General features: G+C 71.6%; 15 protein-coding genes. 3 read left to right on the plus strand and 12 right to left on the minus strand.

Annotated features, from left to right (window positions below):
* Positions 1-36 precede the first annotated feature (36 nt).
* Together G7072_RS15490 and G7072_RS15495 are read left to right on the plus strand one after the other, a co-directional pair.
* The gene (locus G7072_RS15490) at positions 37-1392 is read left to right on the plus strand and encodes a transaminase (RefSeq protein ID WP_166087913.1); all 1356 of its coding nucleotides are present in this window, start codon (positions 37-39) and stop codon (positions 1390-1392) included.
* Positions 1393-1520: 128 nt separating this feature from the next.
* Positions 1521-1940: a hypothetical protein gene (locus G7072_RS15495; RefSeq protein WP_166087915.1), complete on the plus strand. Its 420-nt coding sequence runs from the start codon at positions 1521-1523 to the stop codon at positions 1938-1940.
* A gap of 22 nt (positions 1941-1962) precedes the next feature.
* On the opposite strand, the gene trmB is transcribed toward G7072_RS15495, so the two are convergent.
* The 9 genes from trmB to G7072_RS15540 all read right to left on the minus strand — a co-directional run bounded on the left by trmB (position 1963) and on the right by G7072_RS15540 (position 12853).
* Positions 1963-2676: a tRNA (guanosine(46)-N7)-methyltransferase TrmB gene (trmB, locus tag G7072_RS15500; RefSeq protein WP_166087917.1), complete on the minus strand. Its 714-nt coding sequence runs from the start codon at positions 2674-2676 to the stop codon at positions 1963-1965.
* On the minus strand, positions 2673-3476 hold the full coding sequence (locus G7072_RS15505; RefSeq protein WP_240916983.1) for a siderophore-interacting protein: 804 nt from the start codon (positions 3474-3476) through the stop codon (positions 2673-2675). Before G7072_RS15505 ends, trmB begins: the two co-directional genes overlap by 4 nt.
* Before the next feature lie 127 nt (positions 3477-3603).
* Complete coding sequence (gene tuf / locus G7072_RS15510; RefSeq protein WP_166087919.1) at positions 3604-4797, minus strand: elongation factor Tu; 1194 nt, start codon at positions 4795-4797, stop codon at positions 3604-3606.
* Positions 4798-4893: 96 nt separating this feature from the next.
* The gene (fusA, locus tag G7072_RS15515) at positions 4894-7005 is read right to left on the minus strand and encodes an elongation factor G (RefSeq protein ID WP_166087921.1); all 2112 of its coding nucleotides are present in this window, start codon (positions 7003-7005) and stop codon (positions 4894-4896) included.
* Between the two features lie 133 nt (positions 7006-7138).
* Entirely contained in the window at positions 7139-7609 is a 471-nt protein-coding gene (rpsG, locus tag G7072_RS15520; protein ID WP_166087923.1) for a 30S ribosomal protein S7, read from the minus strand.
* Positions 7609-7983 (minus strand): 30S ribosomal protein S12, encoded by a 375-nt coding sequence (rpsL, locus tag G7072_RS15525; RefSeq protein WP_056681807.1) that lies wholly within the window; start codon positions 7981-7983, stop codon positions 7609-7611. Before rpsL ends, rpsG begins: the two co-directional genes overlap by 1 nt.
* Positions 7984-8346: 363 nt before the next feature.
* A complete protein-coding gene (locus G7072_RS15530; RefSeq protein ID WP_240916984.1) occupies positions 8347-11118 on the minus strand; it encodes an FAD-binding and (Fe-S)-binding domain-containing protein in 2772 nt (923 codons plus the stop codon).
* Positions 11115-12380, minus strand: a complete 1266-nt coding sequence (locus G7072_RS15535; protein ID WP_166087925.1) for a hydroxyacid-oxoacid transhydrogenase — start codon at positions 12378-12380, stop codon at positions 11115-11117. The genes G7072_RS15530 and G7072_RS15535 overlap by 4 nt, the downstream gene beginning before the upstream one ends.
* A complete protein-coding gene (locus G7072_RS15540; RefSeq protein ID WP_166087928.1) occupies positions 12377-12853 on the minus strand; it encodes an NUDIX domain-containing protein in 477 nt (158 codons plus the stop codon). Before G7072_RS15540 ends, G7072_RS15535 begins: the two co-directional genes overlap by 4 nt.
* Positions 12854-12912: 59 nt before the next feature.
* Here G7072_RS15540 and G7072_RS15545 point away from each other — a divergent pair, with 59 nt between their 5' ends.
* Entirely contained in the window at positions 12913-16338 is a 3426-nt protein-coding gene (locus G7072_RS15545) for a BTAD domain-containing putative transcriptional regulator (protein ID WP_166087930.1), read from the plus strand.
* Positions 16339-16423: 85 nt separating this feature from the next.
* Here G7072_RS15545 and G7072_RS15550 read toward each other — a convergent pair whose 3' ends face one another.
* From G7072_RS15550 to rpoB, 3 genes are all read right to left on the minus strand, one after another.
* Entirely contained in the window at positions 16424-18607 is a 2184-nt protein-coding gene (locus G7072_RS15550; RefSeq protein WP_166087932.1) for an MMPL family transporter, read from the minus strand.
* A 179-nt stretch (positions 18608-18786) separates the two neighbouring features.
* Positions 18787-22626, minus strand: coding sequence for a DNA-directed RNA polymerase subunit beta' (locus G7072_RS15555; protein ID WP_166087934.1), 3840 nt, complete (start codon positions 22624-22626; stop codon positions 18787-18789).
* A gap of 128 nt (positions 22627-22754) precedes the next feature.
* Positions 22755-26240: a DNA-directed RNA polymerase subunit beta gene (gene rpoB, locus G7072_RS15560; RefSeq protein ID WP_166087936.1), complete on the minus strand. Its 3486-nt coding sequence runs from the start codon at positions 26238-26240 to the stop codon at positions 22755-22757.
* Positions 26241-26408 lie beyond the last annotated feature (168 nt).

The raw sequence follows: 26408 nt of genomic DNA on the forward strand, positions 1-26408 counted from the left end.
ATCGCCCGGGTCCAGCGCGGCCACTACGGTGACGACATGCCCACGGCGCCCGATCGAGACCGGTTGACCTCCCTCCTGCGCTCGGAGCAGGAGCGCTTCGTGCGCGACCATCCTCGCTCGCGCGAGCTGGCCGACCGGGCCGCCGGCAGCCTGCTGGCCGGCGTGCCGATGCCGTGGATGACCCGGTGGCCCGGCGCCTTCCCGGTCTTCGTGGAGTCCGCCGAGGGCGCCGGCTTCGTCGACGTCGACGGTCACACCTACGTCGACCTGTGCCTGGGCGACACCGGGGCGATGACGGGGCACACGCTGCCTGCCGTGGCCGAGGCACTCACCGCCCAGGCCCGCCGCGGTCTGACCACCATGCTGCCCAGCGAGGACGCCGCCTGGGTCGGCGAGGAGCTGACCCGCCGCTTCGGCCTGCCCCTGTGGCAGCTCGCGATGACCGCCACCGACGCCAACCGCTTCGTCCTGCGCTTCGCGCGCATGATCACCGGCCGGCCCAAGGTCGCAGTCATGGACTGGTGCTACCACGGCACCGTCGACGAGACCCTGGCCGTGCTCGACGGCGACCGGGTCGTGGCGCGTCCGGGAGCGATGGGCCCGCAGGTGGACGTCGCCCTCACCACCCGGGTGGTGCCCTTCAACGACGTCGCCGCGCTGGACGCCGCGCTGGCGCACGGAGACGTGGCCTGCCTGCTGATGGAGCCGGCCCTGACCAACATCGGCATCGTGCTGCCGGACGAGGGCTACCTCGACGCCGTCCGCGAGGTCACCCGGCGCCACGGCGTCCTGCTGGTGATGGACGAGACCCACACCCTCTGCGCCGGCCCCGGAGGGGCGACCCGGGCCTGGGGCCTGGACCCGGACCTGCTGGTCGTGGGCAAGCCCATCGGCGGCGGCGTCCCGGTGGCGGCGTACGGCATGAGCGCGGACGTCGGCGCCCGCGTGGATCCCTACCTGCGCGGCCACGAGGCCGACGTCGGCGGGGTCGGCGGCACCCTCACCGGCAGCGCCCTGGCGCTGGCCGCCACCCGGGCCACGCTGTCGCACGCCCTGCGCGAGGAGGACTTCGCGGTCGCGGTGCCGCTGGCGGAGCGTTTCGCCGCCGGGGTCGCGGGCGTGATCGAGGAGGCCGGGCTGCCCTGGCACGTCCAGCGGCTCGGCTGCCGGGCGGAGTACTGGTTCTGCCCGCCTCCGCGCACCGGTGCCGACGCGGCCGCCGCCGTCGACGACGAGCTGGAGGAGCTCATGCACCTGTGGGCCCTCAACCGCGGCGTGCTGCTCACCCCGTTCCACAACATGGCGCTGTTCTCGCCGGCCCACACCGTCGCCGACGTCGACCGGCACACCGAGGTCTTCGCCGGGGCCGTGGAGGCGCTGCTCGACCGCTGACCGCGTGACCGCGTGACCGCGTGACCGCGTGACGCCTGTCCGGTCCAGCCGGCACGGACCGGCACGGATCCGCAACGATCCGGCGCAAACCGCTTGCCGGGTCGGGGCCGGCGTCCTAGCGTCACGTCATGGGCGAGCTCATCTCCGCCGTCCTGGTCTTCGGGACGGCCGCGGCGGCGTGGACCGTCGTGCTGCGCGGGACCGAGCGCATCTGGTTCCCCCGCACGCTGCGCCGCGCGGACCGCCTGCTGCTGCGCCTCGGGCTGCGGTCCCCGGCGCCCGAGCCGACCGGCCGCCCGCTCGAGGTGGTCGCCGCCGACGTACGGCGCCTGGCCCGGCGCTTCCGCTGCCCCGCGGAGGGGGCCCGGTTCGCCAAGGTCGAGGGCTACCGACGGGCCTACGACGCGGTGCTGGTGGAGGCCTGCGACGTGCTGGGCGTGCCGACCCTCGTCGGGGTGCTGCCTCCCGGCAGCGAGCTGGACCGCGAGCGCGCCCGGGTCGAGGAGGCGCTCGACGCCGCCGGGCTGTCGGTCGAGGTGTGGCGTTGAGCCGACCGGCCGTCGTCCCTGATCAGACCCGGCGGTAGGTCAGGTCCACCGGGGGCCGACCGGCGTCCAGCCCGCGCCGCTCGAAGCGGGTCACGGGCCGCTCGGCCCACCGCTCGGTGCGCCCCCCGACCAGCTCGGGCACCGTCGCCAGCGTCTGCTCGGCGTGGTCGGCGTAGTCCGGCCAGTCGGTCGCCAGCCGCCACAGCCCTCCGGCGCGCAGGCGCGAGGCGACGACGCCCGCGAACCGGGGGCCCACCAGGCGGCGCTTGTGGTGGCGCTTCTTGGGCCAGGGGTCGGGGAAGAAGGTCCACACCTCCGCCAGCGAGCCCGGCGGCAGCCGGTGCTCGAGCAGCCAGGTGGCGTCGAGCATGACCAGGCGGACGTTCGGCACGTCGGCGGCGAGCAGCCGGCGCAGCGTGCCGGCGACCCCCGGACGCCAGACCTCGACCGCCAGGACGTCCTGCTCCGGGCGGGTGGCGGCGAGGGCGGCGACCGACTCGCCGTCGCCCGAGCCCACCTCGACGACCAGCGGCGCCTCCCGGCCGAACCAGCGACGCTGGTTCCAGGTCTCGTGGGCGACCGCGTCGGTGGGGAGCACCCACCGGTCGGCGGCGGCGTCCCAGGCCTTCTGCTGCGGGCCGTTGAGCCGGCTGCCGCGCCGCGCGTAGGAGGTGACGACCTGCAGGGGCCGGCCGTCCTCGGTGACGCCGGCGCCCGGGCGGGCCGGGTCGCTCACGCGGGTCCGTCCTCGGCGTCCTGGGCCTCCTGGGCCGCGTCGTAGGCGGCCCAGATCTCCGCGTCGCTCCGCCCGGCGGCCTTGCCCTCCCGCCAGATCGGCCCCGGGTCCACCGCCCGTGGCTGCCGGCGCGCGACCGCTCGCCAGTAGCCCATGACGTCGTACGCCGTCGACGGCCAGCGCAGCTCGCGCGAGAGGTGCTTGCGGATGGCCCGCATCTGGGCCGACTCGCCCGCCATCCAGAAGTAGCCGGGGCCCTCGGGCCAGGTCGTCGCCGTCACCACGTCGGCCAGGCCGGACCCGTGGCCGGCGACCCAGGTCACCGCCGTGCCCTGCGGCAGGTAGCCGGGGAGCTCGTCGGGCACCTCGGCGTGCAGGTGGAGGTCCAGTCCCCCGCCCACCCGCTCAGCCAGCGTCTCGCTGATGCGGGCCATGGCCGGCATCGCGGTCAGGTCGCCCACCAGCCGCACCCAGCGGGCGTCGTCGGGCAGCGCGAAGCTGCCCTTGGGCGGCAGCACGGTCACCCGCTCCCCCACCACGTCGCGCCGTGCCCACTCGGTCACGAGCCCCTCGGGGTGCAGCACCACGTCGAGGACCAGCTCCTCGCCGTCCCACGAGCGCACGGTGTAGTAGCGGCTCTGGAACTGGCCCGGCACGACCAGGCCGACCCACTCGTCGGGCATGCCGGTGGAGGCGAAGCCCGCGAGGTCGTCGCCGCCCAGGACCAGGCGGACCAGGTGGGGGGACAACCGCTCGCGCCGGAGGACCTCGGCGTACGACGGGACGGAGCGAGCGGTCACCGAGGCAGGGTAGCCGGTGCCCGGGTCGGGCACGAAAACGGCGGAACCGCCCCGGACCTGCTGGTCCGGGGCGGTTCCGACTGCTCTGGCGAGCGGGCTCAGGTCCGGTGGATCGAGCCCGTCGAGATCACTTGGTGATCTTGGTGACCCGGCCGGCGCCGACGGTGCGGCCACCCTCGCGGATCGCGAAGCGGAGGCCGTCCTCCATCGCGATGGGCTGGATGAGCTCGACGGCCATCTCGGTGTTGTCACCGGGCATGACCATCTCGGTGCCCTCGGGGAGGGTCACGACGCCCGTCACGTCCGTGGTGCGGAAGTAGAACTGCGGACGGTAGTTGTTGAAGAACGGCGTGTGACGGCCACCCTCCTCCTTCGAGAGGATGTAGACGCTCGCCTCGAAGTTGGTGTGCGGGGTCGTGGTGCCCGGCTTGATGACGACCATGCCGCGCTCGACGTCCTCGCGCTTGGTGCCACGGAGCAGGAGGCCGACGTTCTCGCCCGCCTGGCCCTCGTCGAGCAGCTTGCGGAACATCTCGACGCCGGTGACGGTCGACTTCTGCGACTTCTCGCGGATGCCGATGATCTCGACCTCCTCGTTCACCTTGACGATGCCGCGCTCGATACGACCGGTGATGACGGTGCCACGACCGGTGATCGTGAAGACGTCCTCGACGGGCATCAGGAACGGCTTGTCGATGTCACGCTCGGGCTGGGGGATGTAGTCGTCCACAGCCTGCATGAGCTCCGCGATGCTCTCGCTCCACTTCTCGTCGCCGTTCAGCGCCGGGAAAGCGGCCACCTTGACGACCGGGATGTCGTCGCCGGGGAACTCGTAGTCGGACAGGAGCTCACGGACCTCCATCTCGACGAGCTCGATGAGCTCCTCGTCGTCGACCATGTCGCACTTGTTCAGCGCGACCACGATCGCCGGGACGCCGACCTGACGGGCCAGGAGCACGTGCTCCTTGGTCTGCGGCATCGGGCCGTCGGTGGCGGCGACCACGAGGATCGCACCGTCCATCTGCGCCGCGCCGGTGATCATGTTCTTGATGTAGTCGGCGTGACCGGGGCAGTCGACGTGCGCGTAGTGGCGCGTCTCGGTCTGGTACTCGACGTGCGCGATCGAGATCGTGATGCCGCGCTGACGCTCCTCCGGTGCCTTGTCGATCTGGTCGAAAGGCGTGAAGGGGTTCAGGTCCGGGTGCTTGTCGTGCAGGACCTTGGTGATAGCAGCTGTCAGCGTCGTCTTACCGTGGTCGATGTGACCGATGGTGCCGATGTTGACGTGCGGCTTAGTCCGCTCGAACTTAGCCTTGGCCACGGTGGGCTCCTCCTGTTGTTGTTACTTGACTCGTGGTGCGATGTCTCTGGAACGTGATGGTCGTGCGGGTGACGCGGATGAGGCGGGGTCCGGACGTTACTCGCCGCGGACCTTCTTGATGATCTCGTCGGCGACGTTGTTCGGAACCTCGGCGTACGAGTCGAACTCCATCGAGTACGAAGCCTGGCCGGAGGTCTTGGACCTCAGGTCACCAACGTACCCGAACATCTCCGACAGCGGCACGAGGGCGTTGACCACCATGTCGCCGTGACGCTCCTCCTGGGCCTGGATCTGCCCGCGGCGGGAGTTGATGTCACCGATGACGGTGCCGAGGAACGACTCCGGGGTGGTGACCTCGACCGCGAACATCGGCTCCAGCAGGACCGGCTTGGCCATGCGGGCCGCCTCCTTGAAGGCGGCGATGCTGGCGATCTTGAACGCGAGCTCCGAGGAGTCCACGTCGTGGTAGCCGCCGTCCTCGAGGGTGTACTTGACGTCCACCATCGGGTAGCCGGCGAGCACGCCGAACTCCATGGCCTCCTGGCCGCCCTGGTCCACCGAGGGGATGTACTCGCGCGGGACGCGGCCACCGGAGACGTTGTTGACGAACTCGTAGCCCGCGCCGGCGCCGGTCTCGGGGTCGAGGCTCGGCTCGAGCGAGATGATCACCTTGGCGAACTGGCCTGACCCACCGGTCTGCTTCTTGTGGGTGTAGCTGTGGTTCGCGACCTTCTTGCGCACGGTCTCGCGGTAGGCGACCTGCGGCTTGCCGACGGTGGCCTCGACGCGGAACTCGCGACGCATGCGGTCGACCAGGATCTCGAGGTGGAGCTCGCCCATGCCGGCGATGATCGTCTGACCGGTCTCCTCGTCGGTCTTCACCGTGAAGGTCGGGTCCTCGTCGGACAGGCGCTGGATCGCCATGCCCAGCTTCTCCTGGTCGCTCTTCGTCTTGGGCTCGATCGCGACCTCGATCACCGGGGCCGGGAACGTCATCGACTCGAGGACGACCTGGTTCTGCGGGTCGCACAGCGTGTGACCGGTCTTGGTGTCCTTCAGACCCATGACGGCGACGATCTGGCCGGCGCCGACCGACGCGATCTCCTCACGCTTGTTGGCGTGCATCTGGTAGACCTTGCCGATCCGCTCCTTGCGGCCGTTGACCGAGTTGACCACGGTCGAGCCGGCCTCGAGCTTGCCCGAGTAGACCCGGACGTAGATCAGCTTGCCGAGGTGCGGGTCCGAGGCGATCTTGTAGGCGAGACCGGAGAAGGGCTCGTCGTCGTTGGGACGGCGGATCATCTCCTTCTCCTCGTCCTTCGGGTCGTGGCCCACGATGCCCTCGATGTCGAGCGGCGAGGGGAGGTACTTCACGACCGCGTCGAGCAGGGGCTGCACGCCCTTGTTCTTGAAGGCGGTGCCGCACAGGACGGGGTTGACCTTGTCGGCCAGGGTGGCGCGGCGGACCGCGGCCTCGAGCTCCTCGACGGTGAAGTCCTCGCCCTCGAGGTACTTCTCCATGACGGCGTCGTCGGCCTCGGCCAAGGTCTCGAGGAACTTCTCGCGGTACTCGGCGGCCTGCTCGGCCATGTCCGCGGGGATCTCCTCGACCTCGTAGTCCTCGCCCATCTTGGTCTCGCCGCGCCAGGTCAGCGCGCGCATGCCGACCAGGTCGACGACACCGAGGAAGTCCTGCTCCGCACCGATCGGCAGCTGCATGACCAGCGGGGTGGAGTTGAGGCGCTCGACCATCATGTCGACGCAGCGGAAGAAGTCGGCACCCGTGCGGTCCAGCTTGTTGACGAAGCACATGCGGGGCACGGAGTACTTGTTGGCCTGGCGCCACACCGTCATGGTCTGGGGCTCGACGCCGGCGACACCGTCGAACACCGCGACGGCGCCGTCGAGGACGCGCAGCGAGCGCTCGACCTCGGCGGTGAAGTCGACGTGCCCGGGGGTGTCGATGATGTTGATCTGGTGGTTCTTCCACCAGCAGGTCGTCGCGGCCGACGTGATCGTGATGCCGCGCTCCTGCTCCTGCTCCATCCAGTCCATCGTGGCCGCGCCCTCGTGGACCTCACCGATCTTGTAGGTGATGCCGGTGTAGAAGAGGATGCGCTCGGTGGTGGTGGTCTTGCCGGCGTCGATGTGCGCCATGATGCCGATGTTGCGGACCTTGTTGAGGTCGGTCGTGATGTCGACTGCCACCTGGGATATCCCTACTCAGAGTCGGTGTGTGGTTACGTGCGGGCGCGGTCGCGCCGGGGCGGCGTACCGGGTCGTGGCGCGCTCGTGGGCAGGATCGCTGCCCTCGCGCCCGGTGCGACCCGGTGCCGCGGGCTCACCAGCGGTAGTGAGCGAAGGCCCGGTTGGACTCGGCCATCTTGTGCGTGTCCTCGCGACGCTTCACCGCGGCACCGAGGCCGTTGGACGCGTCGAGGATCTCGTTCATGAGGCGCTCGGCCATGGTCTTCTCGCGACGGTCCTGCGAGTAGGAGACCAGCCAGCGCAACGCGAGCGTCATGCCGCGGGTGCCCTTGACCTCGATCGGGACCTGGTAGGTCGCACCACCGACACGGCGGCTCTTGACCTCGAGGGCCGGCTTGACGTTGTCCAGCGCACGCTTGAGCGTGACGACGGGGTCGGTGCCGGTCTTCTCGCGGCAGCCCTCCATCGCGCGGTAGACGATGCGCTGGGCAGTCTGCTTCTTGCCGTCGACCAGGATCTTGTTGACCAGCTGGGTCACGACGGGGCTGCCGTAGACCGGGTCGACGTCGATCGGACGCTTCGGGGCGGGACCCTTGCGCGGCATCAGCTCTTCTCCTTCTTCGCGCCGTAACGGCTGCGAGCCTGCTTGCGGTTCTTGACACCCTGGGTGTCGAGCGAACCGCGGATGATCTTGTACCGGACACCGGGGAGGTCCTTCACCCGGCCGCCGCGGACGAGCACGATGGAGTGCTCCTGGAGGTTGTGACCGACACCGGGGATGTAGGCCGTGACCTCCACACCGCTCGACAGGCGCACACGGGCGACCTTGCGGAGGGCGGAGTTCGGCTTCTTCGGCGTGGTCGTGTAGACGCGCGTGCACACGCCGCGCCGTTGGGGCGAACCCTTCAGAGCGGGCGTCTTGTTCTTCGACACCTTGTCCTGGCGGCCCTTGCGGACCAGCTGCTGGATTGTGGGCACCGCGTCGATCTCTTTCCTCTATGCGATCAGGTCATTGTCCTGCTGAGTCCTGCTGGTCATGCTCGTTCTGCGTCGTGCTGGCTGTGCTCGGTCGTGCTCCTCGTGCGAGCACCCCCGCGGTCGGGCGTGTCGCCCGGCCGGGTCCGCGGCGACGATCCGCTGCGGTGGCTCTCATGAGGACTGCTGCGCGAAGCAGCACGCGACTCGGCTGGTGAGCACGCGTCATGACCTGGCTCGGCCAGGCACGGTTGTCAAGACTACCGGCTGCCCCGAGGAGGGTCAAAACGCCTGCCACACGCCCTCCCGCCGCCCGTCCGACGCCGGTTTCCCATGGTATGCAGGCGTGTTCTCAGGCTCTGCGTCTCAGAGGCGGGAGGCGAGGAGCTCGGCCAGGTGCATCGAGCGTACGGCGGTCAGGTCGGCCAGCTGGGTGCGGCAGGAGAACCCGTCGGTCAGCACCACGGCGTCCGGGCCGGCCGCCTCGACGGCGGGGCCGAGGTCGTGCTCGAACACCGCGACCGAGACCTCGTAGTGGCCCTTCTCCATGCCGAAGTTGCCGGCCAGCCCGCAGCAGCCGCCCACCCGGGTCAGCGTGGCCCCGGCCCTTGTCAGCAGGGCAGCGTCGGTCGACCAGTCGAGCACCGAGGCGTGGTGGCAGTGGGGCTGGGCCACGACCTCGACGCCGTCCAGCGACGGTGGGGTCCAGCCGAGCCCGGCGAGGTGCTCGGCCAGCGTGACCACGCCCGCGAGCGGCTCCCCCAGCAGCTCGCCGGCGTCGTGGCGCAGCACGGCCAGGCACGACGGCTCCAGCACCACCACGGGCACCCCGGCGTCCAGGTGCGGGCGGAGCCGGTCGACGAGGGCACGGAGCGAGCGGCGGGCGGCGTCGAGCTGACCGGTGCTGATGAGGGTCAGCCCGCAGCACTCGTCGCCCTGGGCGTGCAGCTGCACCTGCTGCCCCGCCGCCTCGAGCACCCGGACGGCGGCGTCGGCCACCTGAGGGGTGAAGCGGTTGGTGAACGTGTCGGCCCAGACCACGACGTCGGGCGAGGTCGGCACCGGTCGCGGCGCGCGACGGCTCAAGGGCCGACGCGCGAGCACCGGCAGCGAGCGGCGGGTGTCGACGCCCGACATCCGGGCGGCCAGCCTCGGTGTGCCCTTCAGCCCCAGGTTGGCCAGCGACGGCGGCACCTTGGCCAGCAGCTGCGGCAGGCGACCCAGCGTGTAGTGGGTGAGCGGTCGACGGCGGCCGGCGTACTTCTCGTGCAGCGCGGCCACCTTGTAGGTCGCCATGTCGACCCCGGTCGGGCAGTCGTGGGCGCAGCCCTTGCAGGCCAGGCAGAGGTCGAGCGCCTCCTCCACCGCGGGGTGCGCCATCCCCCCGGGGAGCCGTCCGGTGACCGCGTCCTGGAGCACGCGCGCCCGCCCACGGGTCGAGTCCTTCTCGTCGCGGGTCGCCTGGAAGGACGGGCACATCACGCCCTTGCTGCCGGTGTTGTCGGCCAGGCACTTGCCGACGCCGGTGCAGCGGTGGACCGCCCGGGAGAGGTCGCCGTGGTCGTGCAGCAGCGTGAGGGCGGGGGTCGGACGCGCGCCGGCGACCGCGGCGAGCCGCACGTCGGTGTCGAGGGGGGCTGGGTCGACCAGCACCCCGGGGTTGAGCAGGCCGCGCGGGTCCATCAGCCGCTTGACCTCGGCGAACAGCGCGAGCGCCGGCTCGTCGTACATCAGGGGCAGCAGCTCGGAGCGGGCCCGGCCGTCGCCGTGCTCGCCCGACAGGCTCCCGCCGTACGACGCCGCCAGGCGAGCCGCGTCCTCGACGAAGGCCCGGTAGCCGGCCCGGCCCTCGGTGGTCGAGAGCGCGAAGTCGATGCGGATGTGGACGCACCCGTCGCCGAAGTGGCCGTAGGGCGCGCCGTGGAAGCCGTGCTGGTCGAGGAGCGCGTCGAAGTCGCGCAGGTAGGCCCCCAGCCGCTCCGGCGGCACGGCGGAGTCCTCCCACCCGGCCTGCCCGGGCGGATCGGTGGCGCGCGACGCCAGCCCGGCGCCGTCCTCGCGGATGCGCCACAGCGCGAGCTGCTCGACCACGTCGGTGACCACACGGTGCTCCAGCGCGCCGGCGTCGGCGACGACCGCCCCGGCCCGCGCTGTCGCCTCGGCGAGGGTGTCGCCGGTCAGCTCCACGAAGAGCCACCCGCGGCCCCGCGGCAGCGGCGGTGCGGTCGGCACCAGCCGGGTGATGCGCTCGTCGATGCCCTCGCAGGCGACGGGGCCGTGCGCCAGCAGCGCTGGTACGGCGTCGGCCGCGTCGGCCATGCTCGGGTAGCCCAGCACGGCGAGCACCCGCACGGGAGCGTCCTCGACGAGGCGGACCGTGGCCTCGGTGACCACCGCCAGCGTGCCCTCGGAGCCGACCAGGAAGCGGTCCAGCGAGCGGCCGTTCTCGGGCAGCAGGTGCTCCAGCGAGTAGCCCGACACCTGACGGGTGAAGCGCCCGAAGCGTGGTCGGATGGTGCCGAGGTGCGCGTCGGCCAGCGCTGCGAGGTCACCGGCCCGCTCCCCCGCCGGCCGGCCGTCGACGGTGAGGGCGTCGAGGGCCAGGACGTTGTCGGCCGTGCGGCCGTAGCCGAGGGCACGAGAGCCGCAGGCGTTGTTGCCGACCATCCCGCCGACGGTGCAGCGGGTGTGGGTCGAGGGGTCCGGGCCGAAGCGCAGGCCCACCGCCGCCGCGGCCCGCTGGAGCGTCGCGTGCACCGTGCCGGCCTCCACCACGGCCGAGCGGGCGTCGGCGTCGATCGACACGACCCGGTTCAGGTGGCGCGAGACGTCGACGACGATGCCGGGCCCGACCGCGTTGCCGGCGATGGAGGTGCCGGCGCCGCGCATCGTCAGCGGCACCCCGGTCGTCGTGACGACGTCGAGGACGGCGGCGAGCTCGTCGCGGTGGCGGGGCCGGACCACGACGAGCGGCTCGACGCGGTAGATCGAGGCGTCGGAGGAGTAGAGCGAGCGCGACAGGGCCGAGGCGGAGACGTCGGCGACGCCCCGACGGGCCAGCTCGGCGAGCACCTCGTCGGTGCGGTCGGTCGGGGTCGGGCCGCCGACGGGGTCCACGGAGGTCGCGGCGGTGCTCACCACAGCTCGAGGGACCGGGTCAGGATGCCGGCGAGGTCCTCCTCGGAGGCCTCCTTCGGAGCGGTCGCCAGCAGCCGCTGCTGCTTCACGGTCCCCTCCACGAGGTCGCCGACGTCGGAGGCGTCGTACCCCACGGCGGCGAGGCCGTTGGGCAGGTCGACGTCGCGCATCAGCGTGCTGATCACGTCGGCCAGCGCGTCCGGGCCGTCCCCGTGCACCTCGCCGCGGCCGAGGAGCTCGGCGGCGCGGAGGTGGCGCTCCGGGGAGGCGTCGAACGTGAACCGGAAGGCCTCGGGCGCGGTCAGGGCGACCGCCATCCCGTGCGGCACCATGGGCTCCACGTCGGGGTAGCCGACCGGGTGGAAGTCCTTGACTCGCCCGGCGATCGGGTAGGCGTTGGCGTGCGGGATGTGGACGCCGGCGTTGCCGAAGCCGAGCCCCGCGAACGTCGCGGCGAGTGCCATCTGCTCGCGCGCCTCGGCGTCGTCGCCGTCGGCGACCGCGCGCCGGAAGGACCCGGCCAGCAGGCCGAGCGAGCGCTCCGCCCACAGGTCCGCCACCGGGTTGGCCCCGCAGTAGGGCACCCGCTGCTCCGGCCGCTTGCGCTCGTACGACGAGAACGGCCGGGCCGTCCACGACTCCAGGGCGTGGCAGAGGATGTCCATTCCCGCGGCCGCCGTGACCCCGGCGGGCTGGGTCATCGTCAGGCGCGGGTCGACCACGGCCAGCGTGGGACGCAGCCGCGGGTGGCTGATGCCCGTCTTCACGTGCAGCGACAGCACGTCGAGCACGCAGATGGTCGTGCTCTCGCTGCCGGTGCCGGTCGTCGTGGGCACGGCGACCAGCGGCTTGAGCGCCTTCTCGGGGGTGCGGGCGCGGCCCACGGGGGCGTTGATGTAGTCCATCAGCTCGCCCTCGTTGCTGGTCAGCAGGTTGACCGCCTTGGCGGTGTCGATCGCCGACCCTCCCCCGACGGCGACGAACGCGTCCCAGGGACCCTCGGCCCGGGCCCAGGCGACGGCCTCGTCGAGGCTGACGTCGGTGGGCTCCACGTGGGCGCGGTCGAAGACCCGCACCTCCATGCCGTACGCCGCGATCTGGTCGGCGATGCGCTGCGGGTGCCCGGTCGCCGCCACCCCGGGGTCGGTGACGACGAGGACGCGACGCGCGTCGTAGGTGCTGAGGTCGTGGCCGATCTCGTCGGACGCGCCGGCGCCGAACTTCAGCGCCGGGGCGGCGTAGGTGAAGACGGTCTCGTTCATGGGTGCTCCTCGCGGGTGTCGATCAGGGCGAGCGCGTGCTGGGCGGTGCTGGAGAGCGGGAGCCGGCGGGCCCGACCGAGCGGCACCCAGGCGATCTCACGGGTGGTGCCGTCGACCTCGACGACGTGTGGCTCCACGCCCTCGGACTCGGGGAGCACCGACGCCGCGAAGATCAGCCCGACGCCGTGGAAGTCCTCCACCCGACCGTCGGGGCGGGCCCCGGTGAAGTGGCGCGAGTGCACGTCGAGGACCGGGCCGACCGCGACGCGGAGCCCGCTCTCCTCGTGCACCTCGCGGGCCGCGGCGACCCGTGGGTCCTCCCCGTGGTCGACGCCGCCGCCGGGCAGCGTCCACAGGTCGGCGTGGATGTGGGTGGCGATCCGCGCGAGCAGCACGTCGCCGTCGGACCCCGACCCGCGCCGGAGCACGGCGTACGCCGCGAGCCTCTGGCGTCGGGGCGGAACGTCGGACATGGGTCAGAACCTACCTTCGCCCCTGACGCCGGACACCGCGGCGTTCGTATCCTGCGACGGTGACCGACGACCTGGAGCTGTGCGTCCTCGGGCCCCTGGTGCTCCGCAGCGGCGAGGTGCCGCTGGAGCCCGGTGCCCCCAAGCAGCGTTCCCTGCTGGCTGCCCTGGCCCTCACCCCGGGGCACGCCGTGGCGGTCGACACCCTGGTGGACCTGCTCTGGGGGGAGCGCCCTCCCCCGGGCGTCCTGGCCACCGTCCAGGCCTACGTGTCCGGGCTGCGCAAGGTGCTGGAGCCCGGCCGGGAGCGGCGGGCCCCGGCCCGGGTCCTCGTGACCCAGGCCCCCGGCTACGCGCTGCGCCTCGGTCCCGACGCCTGCGACGCGACGCGCTTCGAGCGGCTGGTGACCCGCGAGCACCGGCGGCTCGCGCTGCCCCTGCTGGGCCCCAGCCCGCTGCCGGCGAGCACCCTCGACACCGCGGTCGCCGTCCTCGACGAGGTGCTCGCGTCGTGGCGCGGGCAGCCGTACGCCGAGCTCGGCGACCTGCCGGCCGTGCTGGCCGAGCGGTCGCACCTGGAGGAGCTGCGGGTGATCGCCCTCGAGGACCGGGCCGCCGCGTGGCTGGCCCTCGGCGACCACGCGACCGCCGCGGCCGAGCTCGAGACCCTCACCGGCCAGCACCCGCTGCGCGAGCGCCTCTGGGCGTTGCGCGTGCTGGCGCTGGTCCGCTCCGGCCGGCAGGCGGACGCCCTCGACGCGCTGGCGCGCGTGCGCTCGGTGCTCGCCGACGAGCTGGGACTCGACCCGGGCGCGGAGCTGCGCGACCTGCAGGCCCGGGTGCTGGCGCAGGACCCGGCGCTGTCCTGGTCGCCGCCTGCCGGCGAGGAGCCGGAGCGCCCCGGCCCTGCGTCCGAGCCCCCGGGAGAGGCGGGCCCGGGAGGTGGGGGCCCGTCCCGCGCGGGGGCGCAGGACGCCGGGTGGCCGCTCTTCGGCCGCGACGACGAGCTCGCCCGGCTGCTCCAGCGGCTCGAGCGGGCCGAGGCCGGCGAGGCGGGCTTCGCGGCCGTCACGGGTGAGCCGGGGATCGGCAAGAGCCGGCTCTGCGCGGAGCTGGCGTCGCGGGCCCGGGCCCGGGGCGCGACCGTGCTGGTGGGTCGCTGCTCGCAGGACGACGGCGCCCCTCCGCTGTGGCCGTGGGAGCTCGCGCTCCGCTCCCTCGGCCGGTCGGCGACCGGCGACCCCGCCGGGGACGGCGACCCGACCGGCGACCCGACCGGTGACCCGACCGGAGACCTCGCCGGGGACGGCACCCGCGAGGGCGACTTCGCCGCCTGGTCGCGCACGGCACGCACCGTGCTGGACGCGGCTCGCGACAGCCTGGTGCTGGTCGTCCTCGACGACCTTCACTGGTCCGACACCGCCAGCCTGCGCGTGCTCCGGCTGCTGGTGGAGCAGGCCGCGAGCGAGCGTCTGCTGCTCGTGGCGACCTGGCGCGACCGCCCCGCCCCCAGCGGCGCCCTGGCCGACGCCGCCGAGACGATGGCGCGCGCCCACGCGGAGCGTGTCGAGCTGGGCGGGCTGGACACGTCGTCGGTCGCCGGGATCCTCGACGCGCTCGGGCACCGCCACCCCACCGCCCACGAGACCGACGCCCTGCGGCGCCGCACCGACGGCAACCCCTTCTTCCTGGTCGAGTACGCCCGGCTCGCCGCCACCCGCCCCGACCTGGGCGGGCTGATCGACGGCGAGGAGCGCCCGCGGGCCGTCCAGGAGGTGCTCACGCGCCGCATCGGCCGTCTCCCCGAGCCGACCCGCCGGGCGCTGAGCGCGGCCGCCGTGATCGGTCGCCGCTTCGACCTGCCCCTCCTGGCGGCGACCACCGGCACCGACGCCGACGACGTGCTCGACGTGCTCGAGCCCGCCCAGGTCTCCGGCCTGGTCTCCGAGGAGGCGGTCGACGTCTTCGTGTTCGAGCACGCCCTGGTCCGCGACACGGCGTACGACGCGGTGAGCCCGACCCGCCGGGCCCGCGGGCACGCCGCGGTGGCCCGGACCCTGGAGTCCCGCGGCGGCCACGCGACCGAGGTCGCCCGGCACTGGCTCGCCGCCGGTCCCGCCCACGCCCCACGAGCCTGGCGGGCGGCGGCGGCGGCCGGAGCGGTCGCGCTCCGTGCGCACGCGCACCCGGAGGCCGCGTCCCTGTTCGACGCCGCCCTCGAGCGCCTCGGTGACGACCCGGGCGCGGGCGCGCGGGACCGCTACGACCTGCTCGTGCAGCGCGCCGTCGCCGAGCGCTGGGGCGCACGGTGGAGCGCCCTCACGGCCACCGTCGAGGACGCCGTGCGCGCGGCCGGGGAGCTCGGGGACCCCGTGCTCGCCGCCGAGGCGGCGACGCTGACGGTGCGCGGCGCGCTGTGGCAGTCGGCCCGGCACAGCGGGGTCCACGACCACATCGTCGACGCGCTGCGCCGCAGCCTCGAGGTGCTTCCCGAGGAGGACTCCCCCGTCCGGTGCCGGTGCCTGCTCGGGCTGGCGCTGGAGCTCTACTACGTGTCCACCGTCGAGGAGCGTCGCGCGCTGGTCGACGACGGGGTCGCGATGGCCCGGCGCCTGGGTGACCCGGGTCTGCTCATCGACGCCCTGTCCGGTGCCTTCAACGCCCTGTGGACGCCGGGGCACGAGGCGGAGCGTCTCGACCTGGCCGACGAGTCGCTCGCCCTGGCGCGCGAGGTCGGCGACGAGCACGCCGAGGGGGTCGCCCTCACCCAACGCGTGATCGCGCTGTGCGAGCTCGGACGTCCCGACGAGATGTGGGAGGCCTACCACCGGGCGGTCGAGGTGTCGGACCGGCTGCGCCTGCTCTACGCGCTCGTCGTGCTCAAGTCGCTGGTCGTCCCCTGGCACGCGATGGCCGGCCGGTTCGAGGAGTGCCACCGGCTCTTCGGCGAGGTCGTGGCCCACGTCGGGCTGGCCGACCTCAGCCAGGCCGAGGAGGCCCTGGCCGGCGTGGTCGGGGCGATGACGCTGTGGGACCCGACCCTCACCTGGTCCGAGGAGGCGTTCGCCACCAGCCAGGCCAGCCCCCTGCCCACCGAGACCACCCTCGCCTTCATCATGTGGCGCCAGGGCGACGAGGAGCGCGCGCGGCAGTGGCTCGTCGAGCACCCGGCCCGGTTGGAGGACCGGGACTGGTTCTCCAAGCTCAACTGGGGCTTCGCCGCCGCCATGTCCGCCTGCACCGGCGACCGGACCCTCGCCCGGGAGGCCTACGACCGGCTCGGCCCGTTCGCCGGGCAGGCGTGCACCGCGGGCTCGGGCTTCGCGTCGGGCCCGGTGGACGCCTACCTCGCGCTGGCCGCCTCGACGACCGGCGACCTCGCCCGCGCGACCCGGCACGCCGACGCCGCCGAACGCCTGGCCGAGGCGTGGCAGATACCGCTGTTCACCCGCTGGTTCCGCGACGAGCGCACCCGCCACGCGTTCTGAGGTGCCGGGCACACCGCCGCGGACGCCACGGGGCCGTGGCCGCTCCAGCGACCACGACCCGTGACGTCCGCGGGGTGGGGGTTCCTCAGGCGTCGACCAGCGGACGCTCGTCGGACGGCGGGACGGTCGAGGTGCCGACCGGATCCGGACCGGCGACCTGCCCGACGGGCGGCTGAGCGGGCCTCGGGGCCGGGTGCGGGAGCTCGGCGTCGATGCGCGGCAGCACGCGGTCCAGCCAGCCCGGGAGCCACCAGTTCCAGCGACCCAGCAACGCCATCGTCGAGGGCACCAGCACCATCCGGACCACGGTGGCGTCGAGGAACACCGCCACCGCCATCCCCAGCCCGATCTGCTTGACGACGGTGTCGCTCTCGGTGGCGAAGCCGAGGAACACCGCGACCATGATGGCCGCCGCCGCCGAGATGACCCGCCCGGTGTCCGCGAGCCCCTGGACCACGCTGCCCCGTGCGTCACCGCTGGCCAGCCAGTGCTCCCGGATGCGGGAGAGCAGGAAGACCTCGTAGTCCATGGACAGGCCGAACAGGATCGCGAAGATCAGGATCGGCACCCAGGCCGAGACCGGCACGCTCTGCTCCAGACCGATCAGGTCCGCGCCCCAGCCCCACTGGAAGACCGCCGTCAACGTGCCGTAGGCCGCACTGACCGACAGCAGGTTCATCAGTGCCGCCTTCACCGGGACGACCACCGAGCGGAACATCATCATGAGCAGGACCACGGAGACGCCGACCACGAAGAGCACCACGACGAGCAGGCGGTCGGCCAGCATCGCCGAGATGTCGGCGAAGAACGGCAGGTCGCCGGTCAGCTCGGCCCCCTCGGGCAGGACGTCGCGCAGGGAGTCCACCAGGCCGGGGATCCGCTCGTCGGTGGCGCCGTACCCCGGGACCACGTCGGCCACGGCGACCTCGCCGTCGGGCGAGACCCGCGGCTCGGAGACCGCGACCACGCCGTCGGTGGCACGCACGTCGCCGAGCGCGTCGTCGAGCGCCGCCCGCGGCACGGCGGAGAGGTCGGCGACGACCACCATGTTCGTGGTCGCACCCGGGCCGAACTCCTCGGTCACGAGGTCGAAGGCCTGACGGGTCGTCAGCTCCTCCGGCTGGCTGCCGGCGTCGTGCGGCCAGGTGCGCATGTCCAGGGTCGGCAGCGCGAGCAGGAGCATCAGCAGCGTCGCCCCCACAGCCCAGGCCGCGGGACGGCGGCTCACCTTGCGGGCCCACCGGGCCGTGGCCGGCTCGGTCGTGCGCACCTTCTGCCTGCGGTCGCCGCGCGGCAGGAGCCGCCGACCGGCCAGCCGGCACAGCGCCGGCACGAGCACGAGGGCGGAGACCAGCACGCACAGCACCGCGATCGCGGTGGCGAAGCCGAAGGCGGAGTACGTCGGCAGGTTCGCCAGCCGCAGGCCGAGGAGGGACACCAGCACGGTGCCGGCCGCGAAGACCACGGCCCGACCGGCGGTCGCCGAGGCGAGCGCCGCCGAGGTGACCACGTCGTGACCGGCCCGGAGGTTCTCCGCGTGCCGCACGGCCATGAGCAGCGCGTAGTCGATGCCGACCCCCAGGCCCACCATCGTGGCGACCATCGGTGCCGACGGGCTCACGTCCATCACCGCCGCCAGCAGCGCCAGACCCCCGGAGGCGCCCACCAGGCCGCCCACCGCGATCGCGACGGGCAGACCGGCCGCGACCACGGACCCGAAGGTGAGGACGAGGATGACCAGCGCGGCCACGATGCCGATCAGCTCGCCGTAGCCCTTCATCGGGGCGGCGGCGGTGTCGGGCAGACCACCGCTCAGCTCGACCTGGACGCCGGTGTCGCGCAGCGGCTCCGCCGCCTCCTCGAGCGGGGCGACGTCCTCGAACAGGTCCGGGTGGGTGACCGGGACGTCGTAGCCCACGTCGACGACGGCGGTGTCGCGGTCGTCGGAGAGCCGCGGCGGCGCGACGGTCGCGACGTGGTCGAGCTCGGACAGCCGGGAGCCCAGCGCCTCCAGGGCGCCGGCCTCCAGCGGCCCGTCGTCGTGGACCACGACGCGGGCGTAGGCGTTGCCCGCGCCGGGCACGTGCTCGCGGAGCAGGTCGGTGCCGACCTGCGCGCGGGCGCCGGGCACGTCCCAGTTCTCCTGGGTGGTGCCGCCCCAGTCGGCCGCCGCCCCGAGGAGGGCACCCAGCAGGGTCAGCCAGACCAGCAGAGCCCGCCACGGGTGGGCGGCGGCGGCGTGGCCGGATCGGTAGAGAAGTCGGTTCATGGTCGTGCTCCTGCACATCGGTCCGTCTCGGATGCTCCGACGATGGCGGAACCCGCTTGAGGGCGACTTGGGACCGACTTGCGGACGCGCTTGCGGACCGACCTGCCCGGGCGGGGCACGACGCGGCGAGGGCCGGGCCCCTGTCGGGACCCGGCCCTCGCCGGTGGTGGTGCGGTGACTCAGTTGTCGTAGCGGAACGGGAAGTCGTCGAGCGCGACCACCTGCTGCTGTCCCACCGACGAGAACTCGTCGTAGTAGGAGTTGTAGCCGCTCACGGTGTAGGCGTTCGCCCGCGCCTCCTCCGTCGGCTCCACCCGGATGTTGCGGTAACGCTCCAGGCCGGTGCCGGCGGGGATCAGCTTGCCGATGATCACGTTCTCCTTGAGACCCATGAGCGAGTCCGACTTGCCGTGGATGGCGGCGTCGGTCAGCACGCGGGTGGTCTCCTGGAAGGACGCCGCCGAGAGCCACGACTCGGTGGCCAGCGACGCCTTGGTGATGCCCATCAGCTGCGGACGACCGGCGGCAGGCTTGCCACCCTCCGACACGACGCGACGGTTCTCGGCCTCGAACGACGGACGGTCCACCAGGTCCGACGGGAGCAGGCGGGTGTCGCCCTGCTCCAGCACGAGGACACGGCGCAGCATCTGCCGCACGATGATCTCGATGTGCTTGTCGTGGATCTGCACGCCCTGGGAGCGGTAGACCTCCTGGACCTCGTCCACGAGGTGCTCCTGGGCCCGGCGCACACCGAGGATCCGCAGGACGTCCTGCGGGTCCGGGGTGCCCTGGGTGATCTTCTGACCGACCTCGACGTGGTCGCCCTCGCCGACGAGCAGGCGCGAGCGCTTCGACACCGGGTAGTCCTGCGGCTCGGAGCCGTCGTCGGGGGTGACGACGACCTTCTTGGCCTTGTCGGTCTCCTCGATGGTGATCCGACCGGCGGCCTCCACGATGGGCGCACGACCCTTGGGCGAGCGCGCCTCGAAGAGCTCGACCACACGGGGCAGACCCTGCGTGATGTCGTCCGCGGAGGCCACACCACCGGTGTGGAAGGTACGCATCGTGAGCTGCGTGCCGGGCTCACCGATGGACTGCGCGGCGATGATGCCGACCGCCTCACCGATGTCGACCAGCTTGCCGGTGGCCAGCGAGCGGCCGTAGCACTTGGCGCACGTGCCGGTCTTGGCCTCGCAGGTCAGGACCGAGCGGACCTTGACCGAGCCGACCCCGGCCTCGATGAGCTCGTCGATCTTGACGTCGCCGAGGTCGCCACCTGCCGCGACCAGCTCCTCGCCGGTCTCGGGGTGCACGACCGCGGTCGCCACCGAGCGGGCGTACGCCGCGGTGTCCACGTGGTCGGCCAGGCGCAGCGCGCCGGACTCGGTGCGGTCGGCGATCACCTTCGGCAGGCCACGCTCGGTGCCGCAGTCCTCCTCGCGGATGATCACGTCCTGCGACACGTCGACCAGACGACGGGTCAGGTAGCCGGAGTCGGCGGTCCGCAGCGCGGTGTCCGCCAGGCCCTTGCGCGCACCGTGCGTGGCGATGAAGTACTCCAGGACGGTCAGGCCCTCCTTGAAGTTCGACTTGATCGGACGCGGGATGATCTCGCCCTTCGGGTTGGCCACCAGACCACGCATGGCCGCGATCTGCCGGACCTGCATCATGTTTCCGCGGGCACCGGAGTGGACCATCATGTAGATCGGGTTCTTCTTCTGGCCCTCGAAGGTCTTCTCGAGCTCCTTGGCGACCTCGTTCGACGCCTGGGTCCAGACCTCGATCAGCTCCTGACGACGCTCGTCGTCGGTGATCAGACCGCGGTCGTACTGCTGCTGGACCTTCGCGGCCTGGCCCTCGAAGGCGGCCAGGATCTCGGCCTTCTGCGGCGGGGTGACGACGTCGTCGATGGAGACGGTGACGCCGGACCGGGTGGCCCAGTGGAAGCCGGTGTCCTTGAGCGCGTCGAGCGCCGCGGCGACCTCGACCTTGGAGTAGCGCTCCGCGAGGTCGTTGACGATGACGCCGAGCTGCTTCTTGCCGACCTCCTCGTTCACGAACGCGTAGTCGTCCGGGAGGGTCTCGTTGAAGAGCGCCCGGCCCAGGGTCGTCTCACGCGTGCCGGTCCCGGGGAAGCGGATCTTGACGCTGGTCTGCAGCTCGATCTCGCCCTTGTCGAAGGCCATGATGGCCTCGGCGGTCGAGGAGAAGCCACGACCCTCGCCGCGGTACTCCTGGCCCTCGTTCTGGTGGGTCAGGAAGTACAGCCCGATGATCATGTCCTGCGTGGGCATGGTGACCGGCCGGCCGTCGGACGGCTTGAGGATGTTGTTCGTCGACAGCATGAGGATGCGGGCCTCGGCCTGCGCCTCGGCGGACAGCGGCAGGTGCACCGCCATCTGGTCACCGTCGAAGTCGGCGTTGAACGCGGTGCAGACCAGCGGGTGGATCTGGATGGCCTTGCCCTCGATCAGCTGCGGCTCGAACGCCTGGATGCCCAGACGGTGCAGCGTGGGCGCACGGTTCAGCAGCACCGGGTGCTCGGTGATGACCTCCTCGAGGACGTCCCACACGACCGGACGGGCGCGCTCGACCATGCGCTTGGCCGACTTGATGTTCTGGGCGTGGTTGAGCTCGACCAGACGCTTCATCACGAACGGCTTGAACAGCTCCAGCGCCATCTGCTTGGGCAGACCGCACTGGTGCAGCTTCAGCTGCGGGCCGACCACGATGACCGAACGGCCCGAGTAGTCCACGCGCTTGCCCAGCAGGTTCTGGCGGAAGCGGCCCTGCTTGCCCTTGAGCATGTCGGACAGCGACTTCAGCGGCCGGTTGCCCGGGCCGGTGACGGGACGGCCACGGCGGCCGTTGTCGAACAGCGAGTCGACGGCCTCCTGGAGCATCCGCTTCTCGTTGTTGACGATGATCTCCGGCGCACCCAGGTCCAGCAGCCGCTTGAGGCGGTTGTTGCGGTTGATGACGCGACGGTAGAGGTCGTTGAGGTCGGAGGTCGCGAAGCGGCCACCGTCGAGCTGCACCATCGGGCGCAGGTCCGGCGGGATGACCGGGACGGCGTCGAGGACCATGCCGACCGGCTTGTTGCCGGTCTTGCGGAAGGCGTCGACGACCTTGAGGCGCTTGAGGGCGCGGACCTTGCGCTGGCCCTTGCCTGTGGCGATGGTCTCCTTGAGCGACTCCACCTCGGCGGTCAGGTCGAAGGTCTCCAGGCGCTTCTGGATCGCGGTCGCGCCCATGAAGCCCTCGAAGTACTTGCCGAACCAGTTCTTCATCTCGCGGTAGAGCATCTCGTCGCCCTCGAGGTCCTGGACCTTGAGGTTCTTGAAGCGCGTCCAGACCTCCTCGAGGCGGTCGAGCTCGCGCTGGCTGCGGTCGCGCAGCTGCTTCATCTCGCGCTCCGCGGCGTCGCGGACCTTGCGGCGCGCGTCGGCCTTGGCGCCCTCGGCCTCCAGCGAGGCGAGGTCCTCCTCGAGCTTCTGCGAGCGGTCGTTGATCTGCGTGTCGCGACGGCCCTCGAGGCGCTTGCGCTCCATGTCGATCTTGGCCTCGAGCGAGGACAGGTCGCGGTGGCGTGCGTCCTCGTCGACCGAGGTGATCATGTAGGCCGCGAAGTAGATGACCTTCTCGAGGTCCTTCGGCGCCAGGTCGAGCAGGTAGCCGAGCCGGCTGGGCACACCCTTGAAGTACCAGATGTGGGTGACCGGGGCGGCCAGCTCGATGTGGCCCATGCGCTCGCGGCGCACCTTGGAGCGGGTCACCTCGACGCCGCAGCGCTCGCAGATGATGCCCTTGAAGCGCACGCGCTTGTACTTGCCGCAGTAGCACTCCCAGTCCCGGGTGGGACCGAAGATCTTCTCGCAGAAGAGGCCGTCACGCTCGGGCTTGAGCGTGCGGTAGTTGATGGTCTCCGGCTTCTTGACCTCGCCGTGGCTCCAGGCGCGGATCTCGTCCGCGGTGGCCAGGCCGATCTTGAGCTGGTCGAAGAAGTTCACATCGAGCACGGTGGCTACTTCCCTGTCTTTCTGTGGGTCTGAGGGGGCCGGGGGCGGCCTGAGGATCGGGCGGGAGGGCGGGGGGTACGTCGAGGCGGCCGGTCAGACCGACGCGGGCTCGACGTACCCCCGCACTCTCAGACCTCCTCGACGCTGGAGGGCTCGCGTCGGGACAGGTCGATGCCGAGCTCCTCGGCCGCGCGGAACACGTCGTCCTCGGCGTCCTTCATCTCGATCGCGGAGCCGTCCTGCGACAGCACCTCGACGTTGAGGCAGAGCGACTGCATCTCCTTGACGAGAACCTTGAACGACTCGGGGATGCCGGAGTCGGGGATGTTCTCGCCCTTGACGATGGCCTCGTAGACCTTGACGCGACCGGGCACGTCGTCGGACTTGATGGTCAGCAGCTCCTGCAGGGCGTAGGCGGCGCCGTACGCCTCCATGGCCCAGACCTCCATCTCGCCGAACCGCTGGCCGCCGAACTGGGCCTTACCGCCCAGGGGCTGCTGCGTGATCATCGAGTAGGGGCCGGTCGAGCGCGCGTGGATCTTGTCGTCGACCAGGTGGTGGAGCTTGAGGATGTACATGTAGCCCACCGAGACCGGGTCGGGGAAGGGCTCCCCGGAGCGGCCGTCGAACAGCTGGGCCTTGCCGTCGGCCTTGACGAGGCGCACCCCGTCGCGGGTCGGCAGGGTCGAGCTCAGCAGACCGGTGATCTCGTCCTCGCGCGCACCGTCGAAGACCGGCGTGGCGACGTTGGAGTCCGCGGGGGCGGAGTCGGCCGCGATCTTGATGAGCCGCTCCTTCCACGAGTCGTCCGTGCTGTCGCCGTCGTAGGCGTTGACGTCCCAGCCGGTCTTGGCGAGCCACCCGAGGTGGATCTCCAGGATCTGGCCGATGTTCATCCGGCCCGGCACGCCGAGCGGGTTGAGCACGACGTCGACCGGGGTGCCGTCCTCGAGGAACGGCATGTCCTCGACCGGCAGGATCTTGGAGATGACGCCCTTGTTGCCGTGGCGTCCGGCGAGCTTGTCGCCGACCGAGATCTTGCGCTTCTGGGCCACGTAGACGCGCACCAGCTGGTTGACGCCCGGGGGCAGCTCGTCGCCGTCCTCGCGGTCGAACACGCGGACGCCGATAACCGTGCCGGACTCGCCGTGCGGGACCTTCATCGAGGTGTCGCGCACCTCGCGCGCCTTCTCGCCGAAGATGGCGCGCAGCAGGCGCTCCTCGGGGGTCAGCTCGGTCTCGCCCTTGGGGGTCACCTTGCCGACGAGGATGTCACCGGTGGTGACCTCCGCGCCGATGCGGATGATGCCGCGCTCGTCGAGGTCGGCGAGCATCTCCTCGCCCACGTTCGGGATGTCGCGGGTGATCTCCTCCGGGCCCAGCTTCGTGTCGCGGGCGTCGACCTCGTGCTCCTCGATGTGGATCGAGGTGAGGACGTCCTGCTGCACGAGACGCTGCGACAGGATGATCGCGTCCTCGTAGTTGTGGCCCTGCCACGGCATGAAGGCGACGAGCAGGTTGCGGCCCAGCGCCATCTCGCCCTGGTCGGTGCAGGGACCGTCGGCGATCGGCGAGCCGACCTCCAGACGCTGCCCCTCGTGCACCAGCGGACGCTGGTTGATGCAGGTGCCCTGGTTGGAGCGGCGGAACTTCTGCATCCGGTAGGTGCGGTGGGTGCCGTCGTCGTTCATGACCTCGACCGCGTCCGCCGAGACGGCGGTGACCGCGCCCGGCTGGTCGGCCGAGACCACGTCGCCGGCGTCGACCGCGGCGCGGAACTCCATGCCGGTGCCGACCAGCGGCGACTGCGACTGGATCAGCGGCACGGCCTGGCGCTGCATGTTGGAGCCCATGAGCGCGCGGTTGGCGTCGTCGTGCTCGAGGAACGGGATGAGGGCGGTCGCGACCGACACCATCTGGCGCGGCGAGACGTCCATGTAGTCGACCTCGGCGGCGAGCACCAGGTCGGCCTCGCCGTGACGGTCACGCGCGAGCACCCGGTCCTCGGTGAAGGAGCCGTCGTCGCTCAGGCCCTGGTTGGCCTGGGCGATGATGAAGCGGTCCTCCTCGTCGGCGGTGAGGTACTCGATGCGGTCGGTGACGGTGCCGTTCTCGACCTTGCGGTAGGGCGTCTCGACGAAGCCGAACGGGTTGATGCGGCCGAACGTCGACAGCGAGCCGATCAGACCGATGTTCGGACCCTCGGGGGTCTCGATCGGGCACATGCGGCCGTAGTGCGAGGGGTGGACGTCACGGACCTCGAAGCCGGCGCGGTCACGGGACAGACCACCGGGACCCAGCGCCGAGAGGCGACGCTTGTGGGTCAGACCCGCGATGGGGTTGGTCTGGTCCATGAACTGGCTCAGCTGGGAGGTGCCGAAGAACTCCTTCAGCGCCGCAACCACGGGCCGGATGTTGATCAGGGACTGCGGCGTGATGGCCTCGACGTCCTGGGTCGTCATCCGCTCGCGGACCACGCGCTCCATCCGGGCCAGGCCGGTGCGGAGCTGGTTCTGGATGAGCTCGCCGACCGTGCGCAGACGGCGGTTGCCGAAGTGGTCGATGTCGTCGGCGTGGACCTCGATGGTGCCCTGGGGCGCCTCGGCCTCGGTCTCGCCGGCGTGCAGCTGCACGATGAACTTGATCGCCGCGACGACGTCCTCGATGGTCAACGTCTGCTGGTCGAAGGCCTGCTCCAGACCCAGCTTCTTGTTGATCTTGTAGCGGCCGACCTTGGCGAGGTCGTAGCGCTTGGAGTTGAAGTAGTAGTTGTCCAGGAGCGTCTGGGCAGCCTCGCGCGTGGGCGGTTCGCCCGGACGCAGTTTGCGGTAGATGTCGAGCAGCGCGTCGTCCTGGCCGGACGTGTGGTCCTTCTCCAGCGTGAGCATCATCGACTCGTACTGGCCGAACTCCTCGCGGATCTGCTCCTCGGTCCAGCCGAGCGCCTTGAGCAGCACGGTGACGTTCTGCTTGCGCTTGCGGTCGAGGCGTACGCCGACCATGTCGCGCTTGTCGATCTCGAACTCCAGCCACGCTCCCCGCGACGGAATGAGCTTGGCGGTGTAGATGTCCTTGTCCGAGGTCTTGTCGGCGGCGCGCTCGAAGTAGACGCCCGGGGACCGGACCAGCTGGGAGACGACGACACGCTCGGTGCCGTTGATGATGAAGGTGCCCTTGTCGGTCATGAGCGGGAAGTCGCCCATGAAGACCGTCTGGCCCTTGATCTCACCGGTCTCGTTGTTGGTGAACTCCGCGGAGACGTAGAGAGGCGCGGAGTAGGTGAAGTCCTTCTCCTTGCACTCGTCGACGGTGTTCTTGGGGTCGTAGAAGACCGGGTTCTCGAAGGAGAGCGACATCGTCCCCGAGAAGTCCTCGATCGGCGAGATCTCCTCGAAGATCTCCTGCAGACCGGACTTGGGGCTGACGTCCTCGCCGGCGTCGGCGCGCTTCTGGACCTCGGCGTCCCACCGCTCGTTGCCGACCAGCCAGTCGAAGCTGCTGGTCTGGAGGGAGAGGAGCTTGGGAACCTCGAGAGGCTCGGAGATCTTCGCGAAGGAGATGCGGCGGGGGGCACTGCTGACGTTGGCGGTGGTGCTGGGGCGCGAGGCGGCCAAGAGGCGTCCTTCCAGAGGCTGGCTCGGTGCTGGGACTGAAGCCTGCCGTCGCCGCGAGGGGCAAAAATGCCACGATCGACGTGAGGGCAGGCGCAACGAGCGAGACTAGCACTCGCTGACGGTGGGCACAACCGAGCGGAGCCTGCCTTCGTCACCCTCGCGGACGGG

Origin of the sequence: Nocardioides sp. HDW12B, from assembly GCF_011299595.1 — a bacterium.
Taxonomy (GTDB): Bacteria; Actinomycetota; Actinomycetes; order Propionibacteriales; family Nocardioidaceae; genus Marmoricola_A.

Coding starts and splice junctions, on each gene's coding strand:
- G7072_RS15490 (WP_166087913.1), top strand. CDS start 37: ATGCCCACGGCGCCCGATCGAGACCGGTTGACCTCCCTCCTGCGCTCG.
- G7072_RS15495 (WP_166087915.1), top strand. CDS start 1,521: ATGGGCGAGCTCATCTCCGCCGTCCTGGTCTTCGGGACGGCCGCGGCG.
- rpsG (WP_166087923.1), bottom strand. CDS start 7,609: ATGCCGCGCAAGGGTCCCGCCCCGAAGCGTCCGATCGACGTCGACCCG.
- G7072_RS15535 (WP_166087925.1), bottom strand. CDS start 12,380: ATGAACGAGACCGTCTTCACCTACGCCGCCCCGGCGCTGAAGTTCGGC.
- G7072_RS15540 (WP_166087928.1), bottom strand. CDS start 12,853: ATGTCCGACGTTCCGCCCCGACGCCAGAGGCTCGCGGCGTACGCCGTG.
- G7072_RS15550 (WP_166087932.1), bottom strand. CDS start 18,607: ATGAACCGACTTCTCTACCGATCCGGCCACGCCGCCGCCGCCCACCCG.